This is a genomic window from Amycolatopsis sp. NPDC049253, assembly GCF_040678995.1.
Lineage (GTDB): Bacteria > Actinomycetota > Actinomycetes > Mycobacteriales > Pseudonocardiaceae > Amycolatopsis.
The window spans coordinates 1-16,502 of sequence record NZ_JBFAQX010000012.1; the positions used below are offsets into that span (position 1 = coordinate 1).

Here is a 16,502-nt window from a genome sequence, read left to right on the forward strand (position 1 = left end):
GCCTGGGCTACCAGACCCCAGCCGGTTACGCTGCCGCCTGCACCCACCAATAACCGACTCACACAGAACCTGGGTCAATCAACGGGGTCCCGCCACCAGGTGAAGCCGGACGGCAAGGTGCCAATGACGTGCTCAACCGGGCCCGAGCCCAGCTGTCAGAAGCTGGAGACGCCATCGCGGGCATGCTCGACGCCGAAGCGGACGTAGCACCACAAAGCTCCAGTTGGCTGGATGACGCCGGGAACTTCTTCGCCGACCTCGGCACCCACGCGGCGAACAGCCTCGCCTCGTTCGGCAACGCGATGCTCAACCACCCACTCGACACAGCTGCCGCTGTCGGAGGGATCGCGCTGACCGTGGTCAGCTCAGCGGGTGAAGGCGCGGGGGTTCTGCTCGACGCCACCGGAGTCGGGGCCATCGTCGGCGTTCCGCTGAACGTCGTGTCCGCCGCCGGCATCGTCGCCGGTGGAGCGATGACCGTCGGCGCCACCAGCGACCTTGTCAAGCACGCGATGACGGATGACTACGTCGAGCCGGTCAAGCCACGTGCTAACCCGACCAAGCCCACGAAGACGGACCGGCTCAAGGAACATCTCACAGGCAAGGACCTCGATGGGGCCCGTCGTGAGCTGAACGGCGAAGTTGTCGCCCGCAAGTCGGACGGCACACCTTGGGACCACGTCACCGAAGTCAGAGAGGCCGAAACAGGGCTTGCGAATCAGATCAACCGCTTGAAACGCCAGCTCACCGACACACAGCTGGCACCTGAAGACCCCCCTCCATCGAGGCGGAACTGTCCGAGGCGAGTCGGCTGCTCGACTACAGTGAGCAGTGGGTACCGCGCGGATAGCAGCCTGAGTACACGATCACGACAGCTGACATGAGGAGCCATGGGGACCAGGCCTGACGTCGACGAATCGCTCACTCTCGAGCAGATCGAAGACTGCCGATGGGGCGGCCCGCCGGCCGATGCAACGCGGTTGGTCAAGACCGTCTACGAGCTGCGCCACAAGCCAGTCAGCGCGATGGACACCGAAGACCTCCGTGTCCTGCTGCTCCAGCAGGAAAGCGTCGACGTGCTGGTCCCTGTTGCGCTGACTCACCTCGAACGGAATCCTCTGGCTGAGGGTGACTTCTACCCCGGCGACCTGCTCGTGGCGGTGCTGAAGATTCCGGGGACATACTGGCAGCAGCACCCTGACCAACATCGTCGCGCGTCCGCGGTGGTCGGAGCGGTCGAGGCGCTTGGTAACCTCGAGGACCACGACGCACCAGACGACACCATCTCGCACCAAATCAACGCGTTTCGAAGCTGACGTCAGCGTGATGTAACACCTGGCGGAGGCGCGGCATCTTTCTGCGGAAGGCGCCCATTCCAGCCAAGGACGTTTGGCTGTGCAGAACTTCGCGATCCACGTCGCCGGAGCACGATGGCATGCTCGTTTTGGTCAGTCGTGTTGACGCAGTTGCCGCGCACGGCGACGAGCCAGGGCGCACGTTGCTATCGAGCCGATGCCGGCCAGCGGCCAGCCGGCGATGGCCACGAGTGTGATCGTGAAGGCCGCGAGGATGAGGATCAAGACGATCAGGCGGCGGAACCGTCGGCGGTCGCGGAGGCAGCTGTCCAGGATGTGCAGCCAGGAGGGTGGCTGTTGGGCGCGGGTCACGGTCATGCCTCGACTGAGGGGTAGTTGGTGCTGGCGAAGTATGCAGAGATCGGGACGTCGTGTACCTCTAGCGTCAGGCGCGCTTTTCGCAGTTGGACTTCCGCCCGTGTCTCGGCTGACTTTGTGGTGCGGGCGCCGAGGACTCCGATGACTGGATGGGTAAGGGCCCGGGCTACATCGCCTGCAGGTACGGAGTTGGAGCCTCCCCATTGGAGGGTCCAGTGGTCCTGCCTGCCCCACAGTTGAATGAAGTCGAACCCACTCTGCTCACGGGAGGGGCGCGGCAGGGGATCTCTGACAAGCCAGCCGACCGCCCATCCTTCCTCGTCGCTTCGGCAGGTGAGCCGGGCGACCAAGCCGGCAAGCAGGTCTACGGCGTCCTCGTGCATTGGGGGAATCGCATCGAGGACCGCGCGTTCTCGCTGGCCCAGGACGGGGTCACGTCGCAGGCGTCGCCAGTGGGTGGGGTAGAACCACGGCGGTGTTCGCTGTTTGGGGGTGTAGAGGCTGTGGTAGCGCATTCGCAGCAGGGCATCTGTGGGAAGGTGCCTCAACAACAGCGCATCGCCAAGGCCTTCTACCTCTACTGGTCGCAGTCCGGGGATGCCGTGGGTCGAGTCGGCGGCGGCGAGGCATTGCACCAGGTGATCGGCTACGTCAGAGAGGATGCTGAGATCGTCGTATTGGGGGGGAGAGAGAGACGATGACGTTGGTCCAGCCGACCCGGGAGGCTCCCGAGATGGCGACGAGCTCGGCTTGCCCCGCAGCCTTGAGGTGAGGTGGCACGGCTGGGGTGTTGAGCAAGAAGGGTGCGGCGAACGCGCGGAATCGCTTCTGCGCGGGCTCGCAGGAGTCCAGCCCGAGCGCTGGTGGCGTCGTCCCGGCGGTGATCCGCGGGATGGCTCGGGCTGCGAGTGAGCGGGGTTCGTGAGTGATCAGGCTGCGGGCGTCGGCGAAGCGTGAACGGGAAGTTCCAGGCATGGCGCGTCTCCTGTCGCCCAGACTCGACTGTAGACACGTGCCAGACAAGCTGACGACCCAAGACCAATGAATCGCAAGGTGGGTGCCCCACACCCTCTTGCCGCCAGCGGGATCGTCTGGGGTAGATCCGCCGCAGCCCCGGCCCCTCGCGCTCCGAGTATTCAAAGCCTACCGCACGCCCGCGATCAGCGACGCCACGGCGAAAACACGAGCTCATCGGCGCTCATAGGCACCGTATTTCAGGCTCAGGCTGCATCCGTCGAGTTCGATAACGAATTCTGCGGGCGACAGCTGCCTGGCGGTGAGGCGGTCGACGCCGACGATGGGAGCGGTGAGGCATCCGACGATGTCCTCGGGGCGTGGCCAGCCGTTCCAGCGGAGCGCCCATTTCGGACGTTGACCCCACAGGGAGATTTTGCCGTTGTGGCGATATCCGGGCGGAAACGGGCGACCGAGGGGGTCGTACCACCAGTTGCCGACTGCCCACTTCCTCGCTGGGTCGCGCGCATCCAGCCGGGTGACGAGCGCTGCCAAGATACGTTCGATCCCTGCCGGCATTGCCGGCAGGCGAGACAACGCCTCGCGTTCCACGTCCGCCAGCGGGATGTCGGCGCCAACGAAGGTGTTGGCGCTCCACGTATCGAGGTGTGGTCCGGCATTCTGGATGTCGCTCAGCAGCGGAAAGTCGGGGCGGGAGGCGACCACCATCTTCGCGCCCGTAGGCAGGTGGACGAGGTGATAGGTGCGGAAGTCGACGGCAGCCTCCACGCGCAGCCCCGGCACGCCGTACTGAAGACTGTCGGGACCGGGTGATGCCAGCAGCCGGCCGACTGCGTTCTCCACCGCGCCGGGCACGAGGCAGACCAGCGTGTCGAACCGTGGCGACACGGTCATGGTGTAGGCGAGGAACGCGTTCGCGCTGTGCTGATCATCGAAAGGCGTGTCGGGCACGTTGGCGTTGAAGAGAAAGAGCGCCAGCAGGGCGCGGAATCGTCGTTGCTGAGGTGAGCAAAGATCGAGTCCCAGGCCACCGCGGCCAACGCCGGCTGCCGCGCTCGCCTTGTCCTCGCCGGTGTATGACCGCCGGATGTCCCTCAGCTTGCGACGGAGTGATTCGGGCACGTGTGATCCATTCCGCGTCCCGGCCCGCACATGGTCACGTTCGAAATATTCAGTGCGTCAGCATGCGCGAAGCGGGTGCCCTACACCCTTGGCATTGCCAGCGGGGGCGCCGGAGCCCTGCCGCTCATGCCGTCGCAGCCCTTCGCGTACGGCCACGACCTCGTAAGAGGATGGGCATGAGGCTAGCACGCAGCCGGACACATCACGCCGGAGTGTTCGCTTCAGGGCGATACCGGATCAGACCACTAGCTGCGCCCAGTGGCCGAGCCCGACTCTGGCGGTAAAGGCAGTCGCGCCCGAGCTCATCCGGGACGAGCGTGGCTCCCCGCGACAGCGTGGGGCACCGCAGTGGTAGCTCTAAAACACCTTTCAAGATTCGCCCATCCGGGGGGCAGTGGCCGCTGTGTTGGCAGCCCCGTTTGTGTGGTGCTGGACCGAGCTGCTCCAGTTTTGCTCCACTTTTCGCGCCACGGTGGAAGTTGGCAATCTAGAAACTCAAAGATTGGCTCGACGAAAAAACCGCCCTACCTGGATCTTTGGATCCGGTGGGCGGTGTTTCGTCATGGTGGAGCTAAGGGGACTCGAACCCCTGACCCCCTCACTGCCAGTGAGGTGCGCTACCAGCTGCGCCATAGCCCCGGAGCGGAGGTGAACTCCGCATCTCGTGTGAACAAAGAGTACACCCCGCCCCGGGCGGCTTACGCAGGGGGGTGGGGCACGAGCGTGAAGCCCCAAAACCCCAGGTCAGAACCAACAAACGCGTCACAGGGAAGATCCATACCCCCAACGTCCGAGGCTCGACGAGTCAGGCAACGACCCCGGAGCGTGAGTCACCGGAACCCCGCCCCGGGAACTACCGGTTCAAGAACCTCTTCATGACTTATTTTTAGCTCTGTATTGACTCCCCGTGTGGCCGCCGTTACATTTTCACCCGGTTGTGACGCCGAGGTCCCCGCCCGCTACGCCGCGTCTTCATGTCTGGGCATGAGCCTTGCCGTTTCCTGCTCGTCGAACGCCGCGGTGCGGTGGAGGAGGTTCCGATGGGATTGCGGAGAGTGGGCACGGTGGTGCTGTCCGCGTTCGCGCTGGTGAGTGGGTATGCGGGGGTGTCGCAGGCGGAGCCGGCAGCCCAAGCACAAACCCCAGCCCAGGCACAAACCCCAGCCCAGGCACAAACCCCAGCCCAGGCACAAACCCCAGCCCAGGCACAAACCCCAGCCCAAGCCCAAAGCCAAGCGCAACCCCAAGCCCAGACAGCCGCCGCCATCGCGCCCGACCAGTGGTACACGGTGCAGTCCGTGAACAGCGGGAAGTGTGTGGACGCGAGGGCCGCCGCGAGTGCGAACGGGACCGTGGTGCAGCAGTACGCGTGCAACCAGACGTCCTCCCAGGTCTGGCAGTTCCAGGCCACCAGTGACGGCTACGTGCGCGTCAACACGCAGCTCAACCCGGCGCAGTCGTGGGACGTCACGGACGTCTCGAAGGCCGACGGTGGCCTGGTGCAGCTCTGGTCGTACTCGAACGGCGTCAACCAGCAGTGGCAGCCGGTCCAGGAGTCGAGTGGTGCGTACCACTTCGTGAACCGCAACAGTGGCAAGTGCCTCGACGTGCCGAGCGCCTCTATCGCAGACAGCGTTCAGCTTCAGCAGTACACCTGTAATAACACCAGTGCGCAATCGTTCACAATAACTCCCGTGGGTGGCACTACGACTCCTCCGAGCGAGGACCCGGACCTCGGCCCGAACGTCGTGATCTTCGATCCGTCGATGTCCGCCGCGAGCATCCAGAGCAGGCTGAACAGCATCTTCAGCCAGCAGGAGAAGAACCAGTTCGGCAGCCAGCGCTACGCCGTGATGTTCAAGCCGGGCACGTACTCCAATGACGTGAACGTCGGCTTCTACACGCAGGTCCTCGGCCTCGGGCTCAGCCCCGACGCCGTGACGATCAACGGCGCCGTGCACGTGGAAGCCGACTGGTTCCCGCCGCAGAACGCGACGCAGAACTTCTGGCGCGGCGCCGAGAACCTGTCGGTCAACCCGACCGGCGGGGCCGATCGGTGGGCGGTGAGCCAGGCGGCGCCCTACCGGCGCATGCACGTGCGCGGCGACCTGCAGCTCGACGACGGCGGCTGGGCCAGCGGCGGCTGGATCTCCGACTCGAAGATCGACGGCCAGGTCCGCTCGGGCTCGCAGCAGCAGTGGATCTCGCGCGACTCGCAGTTCGGCAGCTGGAACGGCTCCAACTGGAACATGGTCTTCGTCGGCGTGAACGGCGCGCCGCAGAACACGTTCCCGAGCCCGCCGTACACCACGGTCGGCCAGGCGCCGGTGGTGCGCGAGAAGCCGTTCCTCTACCTCGACAGCGCCGGCAAGTACCAGGTCTTCGTGCCGGCCCTGCGCACCAACACCTCCGGCACCAGCTGGGCGAACGGCACCGCACCGGGCTCCTCGCTGCCGATCGACCAGTTCTACATCGCCAAGCCGGGCGCCTCGGCGGCCGACCTGAACGCCGCGCTCGCGGCTGGCAAGAACCTGCTGATCACGCCGGGTGTCTACCACCTCAACCAGACCCTGCACGTGACCCGCCCCGACACCGTGGTCCTCGGCCTCGGCATCGCGACCCTGGTGCCCGACAACGGCATCACCGCGATGAACGTGGACGACGTCAACGGCGTGAAGGTCGCGGGCCTGCTCATCGACGCCGGCACGACGAACTCCAACACGCTCATGCAGGTCGGCGCGCCCGGCTCGACCGCCGACCACTCGGCCGACCCGACGTCGCTGCACGACGTGTTCTTCCGCATCGGTGGCGCGGCCGTCGGCAAGGCGACCAACAGCCTGGTGGTGAACAGCAACAACGTGATCGGCGACCACATGTGGATCTGGCGCGCCGACCACGCGGCGAACAACAGTTTCGTCGGCTGGAACACCAACACCGCCGACAACGGGCTGACCGTCAACGGCAACAACGTCACGATGTACGGCCTGTTCGTGGAGCACTACCAGAAGACGCAGGTCGTCTGGAACGGCAACGGCGGGCGCACGTACTTCTTCCAGAACGAGATGCCCTACGACGTGCCAAACCAGGCCGCCTGGATGAACGGTTCCACCCAGGGCTACTCGGCCTACAAGGTGGGCCCGAACGTGACGAGCCACGAAGCGTGGGGCCTGGGCAGCTACTGCTTCTTCAACACCAACCCGTCGGTCGCCAGCGCTCACGCGTACGAGGCGCCGAACACCCCGGGCGTGCGGTTCCACGACATGGTCACCGTGTCGCTGAACCACGCGGGCACGATCACCCACGTCATCAACACGACGGGCGCGACCACGCCCGACGGGACGCGGCCGGTGAACCTGGTGAGCTACCCGTAGCCCACCTCCGGACAACCGGTGCGCGCCGTGGTGGCGGCCTCGGCGCGCACCGGTTCCCAGTCCACAAGAGAACAAGTCAGAGATCGACAAGAGTCGCCCAGTTCCCGGAACTTCCGGAAACTGGGCGACTTTTTCGTGACCACACCGTTCTCAAAGATCACCAACCGCGATGGGCCCGTCGCGCTGCGACTCCCGGTGATGATCGTGCATGAGCAGGGCACTGGCCATTCACGTGCGGTTCACGACCCGGCTGTGTCCTTCGTGGACTGTTCGCTCGGCATTCCCACACCCCGGGTATCAAAGGACTGGACAAGTGAAATCACGTTTTGCTGCCCTGGCCGCCCTCGCGGCCGCCGGCACGCTCCTGCTCACCGCCTGCGGGGGTGGCGCGTCGGGCTCGGAGCAGAGCTCGGGCGCCGCCACCGCCAAGTCCGCCGCCGACCTCGGTGGTATGGACAAGCTCGTCGAGGCGGCCAAGAAGGAGGGCGAGCTCAACGTGATCGCCCTGCCGCACGACTGGGCCAACTACGGCGAGATCCTCGACGCCTTCAAGAAGAAGTACGGCCTGAAGGTCAACGAGGCCAACCCCGAGGGTTCGAGCCAGGACGAGATCAACGCCGTCAAGCAGCTCAAGGGCCAGGACCGCGCGCCCGACGTGGTCGACCTCGGCAGCGCGTTCGCCCTCTCGGCCGCCTCCGACGGCCTGCTGGCGCCCTACAAGGTCACCACCTTCGACGACATCCCGGCGGGTCAGAAGGCCGACGACGGCTCCTGGTTCTTCGACTACGGCGGCTTCATCTCCATCGGCTACGACGCTTCCAAGGTCACCGACCCGCCGAAGACGCTGGCCGACCTCAAGAAGCCCGAGTACAAGGGCAAGGTCGCGCTCAACGGCGACCCGACGAAGGCAGGCGCGGCATTCGCCGGCGTCTACGCCGCGGCCCTGGCCAACGGCGGTTCGTTCGCCGACATCAAGCCGGGCGTGCAGTTCTTCGCCGACCTGAAGAAGTCCGGCAACTTCATCCCGGTGCAGTCGAGCGCGGCCACCATCGAGAGCGGCCAGACCCCGATCACGCTCGACTGGGACTACCTGCAGGCCGGTTACGCCGCGAAGCTCAAGGGCAAGGTCGACTGGAAGGTCACCGTCCCGAGCGACGGCATCTACTCGAACTTCTACGCCCAGGGCATCAGCAAGACCGCCCCGCACCCGGCCGCCGCGCGGCTGTGGGAGGAGTTCCTGTACTCCGACGAGGGCCAGAACCTGTTCCTGAAGGGCCTTTCGCGCCCGGCGCGCCTGCCGAAGATGGAAGCGGCCGGCACCGCCGACAAGACCGCGCTGGCCGCTCTGCCGAAGGTGGAGGGCGACGTCAAGTTCCCCACCGACGCGCAGGTCAACGACGCCAAGAAGGTCCTGGCCGACGAGTGGGCCAAGGCGCTCGGCTGACGTGACCGCCGAAACCGTCACCGCGGCGGCGGGAGTGGCCCCGGCCGCTCCCGCCGCCGCGCCCGTGCGCCCCGGGTCCGCGCGGCGCTTGCTCTCGTGGGTGGCGGGCCACCTCGGCCTGCTGCCGTTCCTGCTCTACACCGGCGTGTTCCTCGGTGCGCCGGTGGTGATGGTCGCCATCGGCGCGTTCCAGGACAACGACGGCGCCTTCACCACGGAGAACCTCACCGCGGCGTTCGCCGACCAGTTCGGGCGCTCGTTCGCCACCAGCATCGAGCTCTCGGCGCTCACCGCCGCGGCCGGGGCGATCCTCGGCGCGATCCTGGCCAACGCGGTGCTGGGCTCGAAGCCCGACGGTCTGCTGCGCAAGGTCGTCTCGAGCGCCGCCGGCGTGCTCGCGAACTTCGGCGGCGTGCCGCTGGCGTTCGCCTTCATCGCGACGCTCGGCAGCATCGGCATCGTCACGAAGGCGCTGGCCAGCCTCGGCTTCGACATCTACGCCGGCGGCTTCAACCTCTTCACGTTCACGGGCCTCGCGATCGTCTACGTCTACTTCCAGATCCCGCTGATGGTGATCGTCTTCACCCCGGCGCTGGAGGGCATGCGCGAGCAGTGGCGCGAAGCCGCGGCGAACCTCGGGGCCACGCGGGCGCAGTACTTCCGGCTGATCGCCGTGCCGGTGCTGCTGCCGCCGTTCCTCGCCTCGACGCTGCTGCTGTTCGCCAACGCGTTTTCCGCCTACGCCACGGCCTACGCGCTGACCACCGGTGTCGTGCCACTCGTGCCGATCCAGATCGGCTCCCTGGTGAGCGGCAACGTCGTGGCCGACCAGCAGAACCTCGGCAAGGCGCTGGGGCTCGGCATGGTCGTGGTCGTCGCGCTGGTGATGGCGATCTACGCGTACCTGCAGAAGCGGGCTTCGAGGTGGCTGTCGTGAAGAACAAAGCCCTGCGCTGGACGGTGCTCACGCTGTTCGGCCTGTACTTCCTCGTGCCGATGGGCGCGTCCGTGGAGTTCAGCCTCCGCGACGTGAACAACACGCACAGCTTCGCCTCGTGGGGCAAGATCCTCGACGAGCCGGACCTGCTGCCCACGCTCGGCACGTCGCTGTGGGTCGCCGCCGGCACGGTCGCGCTCACGCTGCTGCTGATGGTGCCCACGGTGAGCTGGGTGCACCTGCGCAAGCCGAAGCTGCGCCGCCTCATCGAGGGCGTGAGCCTGCTGCCGCTGGTCATTCCGCCGATCGTGCTGGTCAACGGCGTGCTCGTGGTGTTCCGCGACGCGCCGGAGGTGATCAACGGGACGCCCGTGATCCTGGTGCTGGAGTACGTGATCCTCGCGCTACCCTTCACCTACCGCACGCTCGACGCCGGCCTGGCGGCGATCTCGCTGCCGACGCTGGTGGAGGCCGCGCGCAGCCTAGGCGCGTCGTGGCCGACGGTGCTGCTGCGGGTGATCGTGCCGAACATCCGGTCGGCCGTGTTCGGTGCCGCGTTCCTCAACCTGGCGCTGGTGCTGGGCGAGTACACGCTGGCGAGCATCCTGCTGATGGACACCTTTCCTGTGTGGACGGTCAGCACCGGGCAGTCGGAGGCGGGCGTGTCCGTCGCCGTTTCCCTGCTGTCGCTGCTGGTCGCGTTCCTGCTCCTGTTCGTCCTGTCCCTTGTGGCCGGTCGCCGCAAGGCTTCGCGAGGTGTGTCGTGAAAACTGTGCTGGAGACTCCGCAGGCGAAAACCGGTGCGTCGGTCGAGTTTCGCGGCCTGCGCCGCGAGTTCGGCGAGGTCCGGGCGCTCGACGGGCTGGACCTGACGATCTCGACGGGCGAGCTCGTCGCCCTGCTCGGCCCTTCGGGCTGCGGCAAGACGACGGCGCTGCGCGTGCTCGCCGGCCTGGAGGCGGTGGACGCCGGCGAGGTGCTGGTGGACGGCACCGACGTGGTCGGCGTGCCCGCCAACAAACGCGACATGGGCATGGTGTTCCAGGCCTACAGCCTGTTCCCGAACCTGACGGTGCGCGACAACGTGGCCTTCGGCCTGCGGCTGCGCGGCGTCGCCACGGCCGCGCGGCAGAAGCGGGCGCGGGAGCTGTTGGAGCTCGTGGGGCTGTCGGCGCAGGAGAAGCGCTACCCGCACCAGTTGTCGGGTGGCCAGCAGCAGCGCGTGGCGCTGGCCCGAGCGCTGGCGATCGAGCCGCGCGTGCTGCTGCTCGACGAACCCCTGTCGGCGCTGGACGCCCTCGTGCGCACGCAGCTGCGCGACGAGATCCGCCGGCTGCAGCTGCGCGTGGGCATCACGACGCTGTTCGTGACGCACGACCAGGAGGAGGCGCTCTCGATCGCCGACCGCGTGGGCGTGATGCGGTCCGGGCGCCTCGAGCAGTGCGACAGCCCGGTGGAGCTCTACGCCCGGCCCGCGACGGCGTTCGTCGCGGAGTTCGTGGGCACGATGAACCGCCTTCCCGGCGTGGTCGCGGTCGGCGGCGCGTCCGTCGACGTGGCGGGGGAGCGGCTCGTGCTGGCCGAACCGGCTCGGCGCACCGACGGCGACGCCGTGACGGTGCTGGTGCGTCCGGAGGCGGTGACCCTCGTGGCCGCCTCCGACGGTCGCGCGGTGGTGACGGACCACAGCTTCCGCGGCGCGGTCACCCGTGTGACCGCGCTGCTGTCCGACGGCACGGCGGTGCTGGCCGACCTCCCCAGCGTCTCGGCGGCGGAACTGCTGCCGGGCACGGGAGTGGACGTGTCGTTCGGGACGCAGCCGGTCCTGCTGGCGAGCTGACGCCGGTTCCCGCCGCCGGAGGGTGTTCGCCTCCGGCGGCGGGAACGACGTCAGGCGGCGACCTGCTGCAGCAGGCCGTGGAGGTCGAGCATCGGCCACAGCTCGGCGATGCGGCCTTCGCGCAGGCCGAACACGACGGTGGCGCGCATGCGGATCGCCTTGCCGGTGGGCGGACTGCCGAGGAATTCGCCGTCGTGGGTGCCGGTCATCGTCCAGCGGACGGCGGCTTTGTCGCCGTCGACCAGGATGTCGTCCACGTGCAGCACGGCATCGGAGAACGACGTGTGCACGATCTCGCCGGCACCGATCACGGCCTCGCGAGCCGACTCGTCGGACGGACCGTGGTTCACGGCGTCGGGGGTGAGCAGTTCGTCGATCAGGCCGAAGTCGCGGCCGTTGAACAGTTCGGCGTAGAACCGTTCGACGGTCTCTCGGGTGGTGGCCACGGGGGTCCCCTCTCTACTGTGGTGGTGGTTGCGGTCTTCGTGCGGTGGCGCAGTGAGGACTGAGCAGGGGAGCGCCTTGTGACAACCGACTTCTTCACCGACGAACGCGGCCGGCTTTTCGGCCTGGCCTACCGCCTGCTCGGCTCGGCCGACGACGCCGAGGACGCGGTGCAGGACGCCTACCTGCGCTGGCGTCGCGTCGCCCCTGGCGAGCTCACCGCGCCCGGAGCGTGGCTCACGAAGGCCGTGACGAACCTCTGCCTCACCCGGCTCACGTCCGCGCCCGCTCGCCGCGAGTCGACGGCGGGCGACGCGCTGCCGGAGCCCGTCCTCACCGGCGGCGGTGCCTTGGGCCCGCTGGAGACCGTTGAGCGGCGCGAGTCGGTGTCGCTCGCGATGCTCGTGCTGATGCGGTCGCTGACGCCGGTGGAGCGCGCGGTCTTCGTGTTGCGCTCGGCATTCGACTACCCGTACCCGGAGCTCGCCGCGCTGCTGGAGCTCACCGAGGCCAACGCCCGCCGGCTCTACAGCCGCGCCCGCCGCCGCGTCGACACCGGCGAGACCCGGTTCCCGACGTCCGACAGCGGCTCGATGCGGCTCACCGAGAGCTTCATGACGGCCGTGCGCTCGGGCCGGCTGGAGCTGCTCGAAGACCTGCTCGTCGCCGACATCGCCACCTGGACGGACCTCGGCGACGGCGAACGCGTGCACGTCCGCGGCCGCGCCGCCGTCCGCCGCAACGCCGCCGCCACCCTCGCCCGCTTCGCCACGGTGTCCGACTTCCTGCTCACGGAGGTCAACGGCGCCCCGGGCATCCTCTTCCTCCAGGGCGGCGAGATCGTGGGCCTCACCTCGGTGGAAACGTGGGACGGGCGGATCTCGGCTCTGCGCACGGTCGCGGATCCGGATCGGCTGGGGTATTTGCGGGCACAGTTCGCGGCGCTGTCCTCCGCTGAGTGACCGGGGCAGTCGCTTCGGACGCCGGATCGAGAACGGGTTCGCTCGCTCGCCGGGTGGCCCGGGCGAGCTGACGCCGGAATCCGAAATCCCCGAGCCCACACGGAAAAATCGGCCGTGGCCCCGGGCCGGCGGGGCGGCGCCTACGCTCGGTGGGATGAACGAGGAGTCCTTTTTCCGGCGCCTGGTGATCGCGGTCGGGGACCTGGCGCAGCCGGCCTCGGCGCAGATCGCGCTGCTCGAGAAGGAGGGGCTGCGCGATGCCGACGAGCTCGCGCTGGAGTTCGACGAGTACTTCGCGGCGCTGAAGGACACGTTGCCCGCCGACACCGTCGCGGTGCTGGCGGAGCTCGACGCCCTCCTCGAGGAGATGAGCGGCCCGACGGGCCCGTGGTCGTTCGAGGCGCTGGCGACCGCGCCGGAGTGGGCCCGGGTGCGGGAGCCGGCCGGGCTGGCGTTCGCGTTGCTGGGCCGTCCGGCCTGAACCGGGGTGGCACGAACGGACCGTTCGCGCGGGCACTTCCGGCGCCCATCCCCAGGTCCAGGCCCTGCTGGAGCAGGTCCAGCCCGCGCAAGCGTTCTCCGCTCGCGGACACGGCCGTAGGCTGTCGGGTGTGAGCCAGCCGATCCTGATGACCGTCGACGACGACCCCGCTGTTTCGCGGTCGGTCGCGCGTGACCTGCGTCGCCGCTACGGCAAGGACTACCGCGTGATCCGTGCGGACTCCGGGGCCGACGCCCTCGACGCCCTGCGCGAGATCAAGCTCCGCGGCGACGCCGTCGCGGCGATCCTCGCCGACTACCGCATGCCCCACATGGACGGGATCTCCTTCCTCGAGAAGGCGATGGACCTGTTCCCCAACGCCCGCCGCGCGCTGCTGACGGCCTACGCCGACACGGACGCGGCCATCCAGGCGATCAACGTGGTCGACGTCGACCACTACCTGCTCAAGCCGTGGGACCCGCCGGAGGAGAAGCTGTACCCGGTCATCGACTCCCTCGTGGAGACGTGGCTCGCGGTCGGCGACAAGTCCGTCGAGGAGACCAAGCTGGTCGGCCACCGGTACTCGGCGCCCTCGTTCAAGGTGCGCGACTTCCTCGCCCGCAACGCCGTGCCGTACCGCTGGTACTCGGTGGACGAGGACGAGGGCGGGCGCATCCTGCAGGCCGCCGACGCCGCGGAGACCGACATCCCGGTGGTCGTGACGCCGGACGGCACCGTGCTCAAGCAGCCCACCGGCAGCGAGATCGCCGTCGCGGTCGGCCTGTCCACGCGGCCGGCGCAGGAGTTCTACGACCTCGTGGTGATCGGCGGCGGCCCGGCCGGCCTCGGCGCGGCCGTGTACGGCGCGTCGGAAGGCCTGCGCACGGTGCTCGTCGAGCGCAAGGCCACGGGCGGCCAGGCCGGCACGAGCTCGCGCATCGAGAACTACCTCGGGTTCCCCGACGGTGTCTCCGGCGCCCAGCTCACCGACCGCGCCCGGCGCCAGGCGCAGAAGTTCGGCGCCGAGGTGCTGACCGCGCGCGACGTGGTGGGCCTGGAGGTGCGCGGGTCGAGCCGGGTGGTGACCTTCGGCGACGGCTCCGAGATCGCCGCCCACGCCGTGATCCTCGCCAGCGGCGTCACCTACCGCGCGCACGAGGCCGACGGCATCCGCGAGCTCACCGGCAGCGGCGTCTACTACGGCTCCGCCGCCACGGAAGCGCCCGAGTGCAAGGGCCAGCACGTGTACATCGTCGGCGGCGCGAACTCCGCGGGCCAGGCGGCGGTGTTCTTCGCACAGCACGCGAGCGAGGTGTCGCTGCTGGTGCGCGGCGACTCGCTGGAGAAGTCGATGTCGCACTACCTCATCGAGCAGATCGCGGGCATCGACAACATCACCGTCCGCACGGGCACCACCGTCGTGCAGGCCCATGGCGCCGACCACCTCGAGGCCGTGACCCTGTGCCACGGCGACACGACGGAGACCGTCGAGACCGGGCACCTGTTCATCTTCATCGGCGCGGCGCCGCGCACCGACTGGCTGGGCGGGGTGATCCAGCGCGACCACCACGGGTTCGTCCAGACGGGTCCCGACCTGGTCGCCGAGGGCCGCCGGCCGGCCGGGTGGCCGCTCGACCGCGACCCGTACCACCTGGAGTCGTCCGTGCCCGGCGTGTTCGTGGCCGGCGACGTCCGGTCGCAGTCGGTGAAACGCGTGGCCTCCGCCGTCGGCGAAGGCGCCATGGCCGTCACCCTGGTCCACCGCTACCTGGAGGAACAGTGAAGGAGCCCGCACTGCCGCGCGAAGAACTCCGCGGCCTCTTCCTGTTCGAGCACCTCTCCGACGAGCAGCTCGACTGGATCGAACAGCACGCCGTGCTGGAGCATTACGAGGGCGACACCGCGGTGCACCGCGAGGGCGATCCCGCCACCTGCTTCTACATCCTGCTTTCCGGCGCGCTGCGGATGTCGCGGCAGGTGGCCGGTGCCGATGTCGAGGTGAAGCGCTCCGACCAGCGTGGCTCCTACTTCGGCGCCACGCAGTTCTTCGTGCACCAGGACACCGAGCACACCTACGGCGCCACCGTGCGGGCGATCGGGGACCTGACGCTGCTCGCGCTGCCCTCGGCGGAGTTCGCGGTGGAGTTCCGCAAGTGGTTCCCGATGGCCGCGCACCTGCTGGAGGGCATGTACCTCGGCTGGCGCAACTCCGACACCGTGATCTCCTCGCGGCGCAGGCTGCTCGCGCTCGGCGAGCTGTCGGCCGGGCTCACCCACGAGCTCAACAACCCGGCCGCGGCCGCGGTGCGCGCCACGGCGTCGCTGCGCGAGCGCGTGGCCGGAATGCGGCACAAGCTCGCCCTGCTCGCGAAGAAGGACATCGACCCGGACCTGCTGGAGCAGCTGCTCGACGTGCAGGAACAGCTGGTCAAGACGGTGGCCGACGCGCCGCGGCTCTCGGCGATGCAGCAGGCCGACCGCGAGGACGAGATCAGCGACTGGTTCGACGACCACGGCATCGACCAGGGCTGGGACCTCGCCGCGATCTTCGTCGCGGCCGGGCTCAAGACCGAGAACCTCGACGGGGTCCTGGAATCGGTCGGCGAGGGCCTGCTCGACGGTGCCCTGCGCTGGCTCGCGTACGCGCTCGAGACCGAGATCCTCATGGGCGAGATCGAGGACTCGACCACGCGCATCTCGGTGCTCGTGGGCGCGGCCAAGCAGTACTCGCAGATGGACCGCGCGCCGCACCAGTGGATCGACGTCCACGAAGGGCTCGACTCCACGCTGGTGATGCTGTCGGGCAAGCTCGACGGGATCCACGTCGTCAAGGAGTACGACCGCGGCATCGACCACATCCCGGCCTACGCGGCCGAGCTGAACCAGGTGTGGACCAACATCATCGACAACGCCGTCCAGGCCATGGGCGGCGAGGGCACGCTGACGCTGCGCACCTGGCAGGAAGGCAAGCAGGTGCGCGTCGAGATCGGCGACACCGGCCCCGGCATCCCCGAAGAGGTGCGCCAGCGCATCTTCGAGCCGTTCTTCACCACCAAGGGCGTCGGCGAGGGCACGGGCCTCGGCCTCGACATCTCGTGGCGCATCGTCGTGGAACGGCACTCGGGCGACATCAAGGTGACGTCCGTGCCGGGTGACACGCGGTTCGAGATCTGCCTGCCGGTGGAGGAACAAGCCTCGCTCTGAACCAACCGCTCTGATTCACCCGCTCTGACCCGCCCGCGCGCCACCGCCG

Annotated in this window: 15 protein-coding genes and 1 tRNA gene; 12 read left to right on the forward strand and 4 right to left on the reverse strand. The window is 68.3% G+C overall.

Annotated features, from left to right (window positions below; genetic code table 11):
• Positions 1-182 precede the first annotated feature (182 nt).
• Both AB0K15_RS25780 and AB0K15_RS25785 read left to right on the forward strand, forming a co-directional pair.
• Positions 183-884 carry a polymorphic toxin type 28 domain-containing protein gene (locus tag AB0K15_RS25780; protein ID WP_364055349.1) on the forward strand — a complete coding sequence of 234 codons (702 nt, stop codon included), beginning with the start codon at positions 183-185 and terminating at the stop codon, positions 882-884.
• A gap of 6 nt (positions 885-890) precedes the next feature.
• A complete protein-coding gene (locus AB0K15_RS25785; protein WP_364055352.1) occupies positions 891-1,316 on the forward strand; it encodes a contact-dependent growth inhibition system immunity protein in 426 nt (141 codons plus the stop codon).
• A gap of 132 nt (positions 1,317-1,448) precedes the next feature.
• Here AB0K15_RS25785 and AB0K15_RS25790 read toward each other — a convergent pair whose 3' ends face one another.
• Positions 1,449-1,673, reverse strand: a complete 225-nt coding sequence (locus AB0K15_RS25790; RefSeq protein ID WP_364055355.1) for a hypothetical protein — start codon at positions 1,671-1,673, stop codon at positions 1,449-1,451.
• A gap of 215 nt (positions 1,674-1,888) precedes the next feature.
• On the opposite strand from AB0K15_RS25790, the gene AB0K15_RS25795 reads away from it, so the two are divergent.
• The gene (locus AB0K15_RS25795) at positions 1,889-2,374 is read left to right on the forward strand and encodes a hypothetical protein (protein ID WP_364055358.1); all 486 of its coding nucleotides are present in this window, start codon (positions 1,889-1,891) and stop codon (positions 2,372-2,374) included.
• Between the two features lie 487 nt (positions 2,375-2,861).
• On the opposite strand, the gene AB0K15_RS25800 is transcribed toward AB0K15_RS25795, so the two are convergent.
• Both AB0K15_RS25800 and AB0K15_RS25805 read right to left on the reverse strand, forming a co-directional pair.
• On the reverse strand, positions 2,862-3,770 hold the full coding sequence (locus AB0K15_RS25800) for a hypothetical protein (protein ID WP_364055361.1): 909 nt from the start codon (positions 3,768-3,770) through the stop codon (positions 2,862-2,864).
• Positions 3,771-4,333: 563 nt separating this feature from the next.
• Positions 4,334-4,409 (reverse strand) — tRNA-Ala (locus AB0K15_RS25805).
• Positions 4,410-5,059: 650 nt separating this feature from the next.
• Between AB0K15_RS25805 and AB0K15_RS25810 the strand changes: the two genes are divergently transcribed.
• The 5 genes from AB0K15_RS25810 to AB0K15_RS25830 all read left to right on the forward strand — a co-directional run bounded on the left by AB0K15_RS25810 (position 5,060) and on the right by AB0K15_RS25830 (position 11,362).
• The gene (locus AB0K15_RS25810) at positions 5,060-7,141 is read left to right on the forward strand and encodes an RICIN domain-containing protein (protein WP_364055364.1); all 2,082 of its coding nucleotides are present in this window, start codon (positions 5,060-5,062) and stop codon (positions 7,139-7,141) included.
• A gap of 313 nt (positions 7,142-7,454) precedes the next feature.
• Positions 7,455-8,585: an ABC transporter substrate-binding protein gene (locus AB0K15_RS25815; RefSeq protein ID WP_364055367.1), complete on the forward strand. Its 1,131-nt coding sequence runs from the start codon at positions 7,455-7,457 to the stop codon at positions 8,583-8,585.
• A 1-nt stretch (position 8,586) separates the two neighbouring features.
• Complete coding sequence (locus AB0K15_RS25820) at positions 8,587-9,522, forward strand: ABC transporter permease subunit (protein ID WP_364055370.1); 936 nt, start codon at positions 8,587-8,589, stop codon at positions 9,520-9,522.
• Positions 9,519-10,289, forward strand: a complete 771-nt coding sequence (locus tag AB0K15_RS25825) for an ABC transporter permease subunit (RefSeq protein ID WP_364055373.1) — start codon at positions 9,519-9,521, stop codon at positions 10,287-10,289. The genes AB0K15_RS25820 and AB0K15_RS25825 overlap by 4 nt, the downstream gene beginning before the upstream one ends.
• A complete protein-coding gene (locus tag AB0K15_RS25830; protein ID WP_364055376.1) occupies positions 10,286-11,362 on the forward strand; it encodes an ABC transporter ATP-binding protein in 1,077 nt (358 codons plus the stop codon). The genes AB0K15_RS25825 and AB0K15_RS25830 overlap by 4 nt, the downstream gene beginning before the upstream one ends.
• 50 nt (positions 11,363-11,412) lie before the next feature.
• Here the strand turns inward: AB0K15_RS25830 and AB0K15_RS25835 are convergent, their stop codons facing one another.
• Positions 11,413-11,808 carry an ester cyclase gene (locus AB0K15_RS25835; protein WP_364055379.1) on the reverse strand — a complete coding sequence of 132 codons (396 nt, stop codon included), beginning with the start codon at positions 11,806-11,808 and terminating at the stop codon, positions 11,413-11,415.
• A 78-nt stretch (positions 11,809-11,886) separates the two neighbouring features.
• Here AB0K15_RS25835 and AB0K15_RS25840 point away from each other — a divergent pair, with 78 nt between their 5' ends.
• The 4 genes from AB0K15_RS25840 (at position 11,887) to AB0K15_RS25855 (ending at position 16,453) form a co-directional block, all read left to right on the forward strand.
• Positions 11,887-12,768 (forward strand): sigma factor, encoded by an 882-nt coding sequence (locus tag AB0K15_RS25840; RefSeq protein ID WP_364055382.1) that lies wholly within the window; start codon positions 11,887-11,889, stop codon positions 12,766-12,768.
• A 154-nt stretch (positions 12,769-12,922) separates the two neighbouring features.
• On the forward strand, positions 12,923-13,249 hold the full coding sequence (locus AB0K15_RS25845) for a hypothetical protein (RefSeq protein WP_364055385.1): 327 nt from the start codon (positions 12,923-12,925) through the stop codon (positions 13,247-13,249).
• A gap of 130 nt (positions 13,250-13,379) precedes the next feature.
• Complete coding sequence (locus AB0K15_RS25850; protein ID WP_364055388.1) at positions 13,380-15,032, forward strand: FAD-dependent oxidoreductase; 1,653 nt, start codon at positions 13,380-13,382, stop codon at positions 15,030-15,032.
• A complete protein-coding gene (locus tag AB0K15_RS25855; RefSeq protein ID WP_364055391.1) occupies positions 15,029-16,453 on the forward strand; it encodes an ATP-binding protein in 1,425 nt (474 codons plus the stop codon). Before AB0K15_RS25850 ends, AB0K15_RS25855 begins: the two co-directional genes overlap by 4 nt.
• Positions 16,454-16,502: the final 49 nt, after the last annotated feature.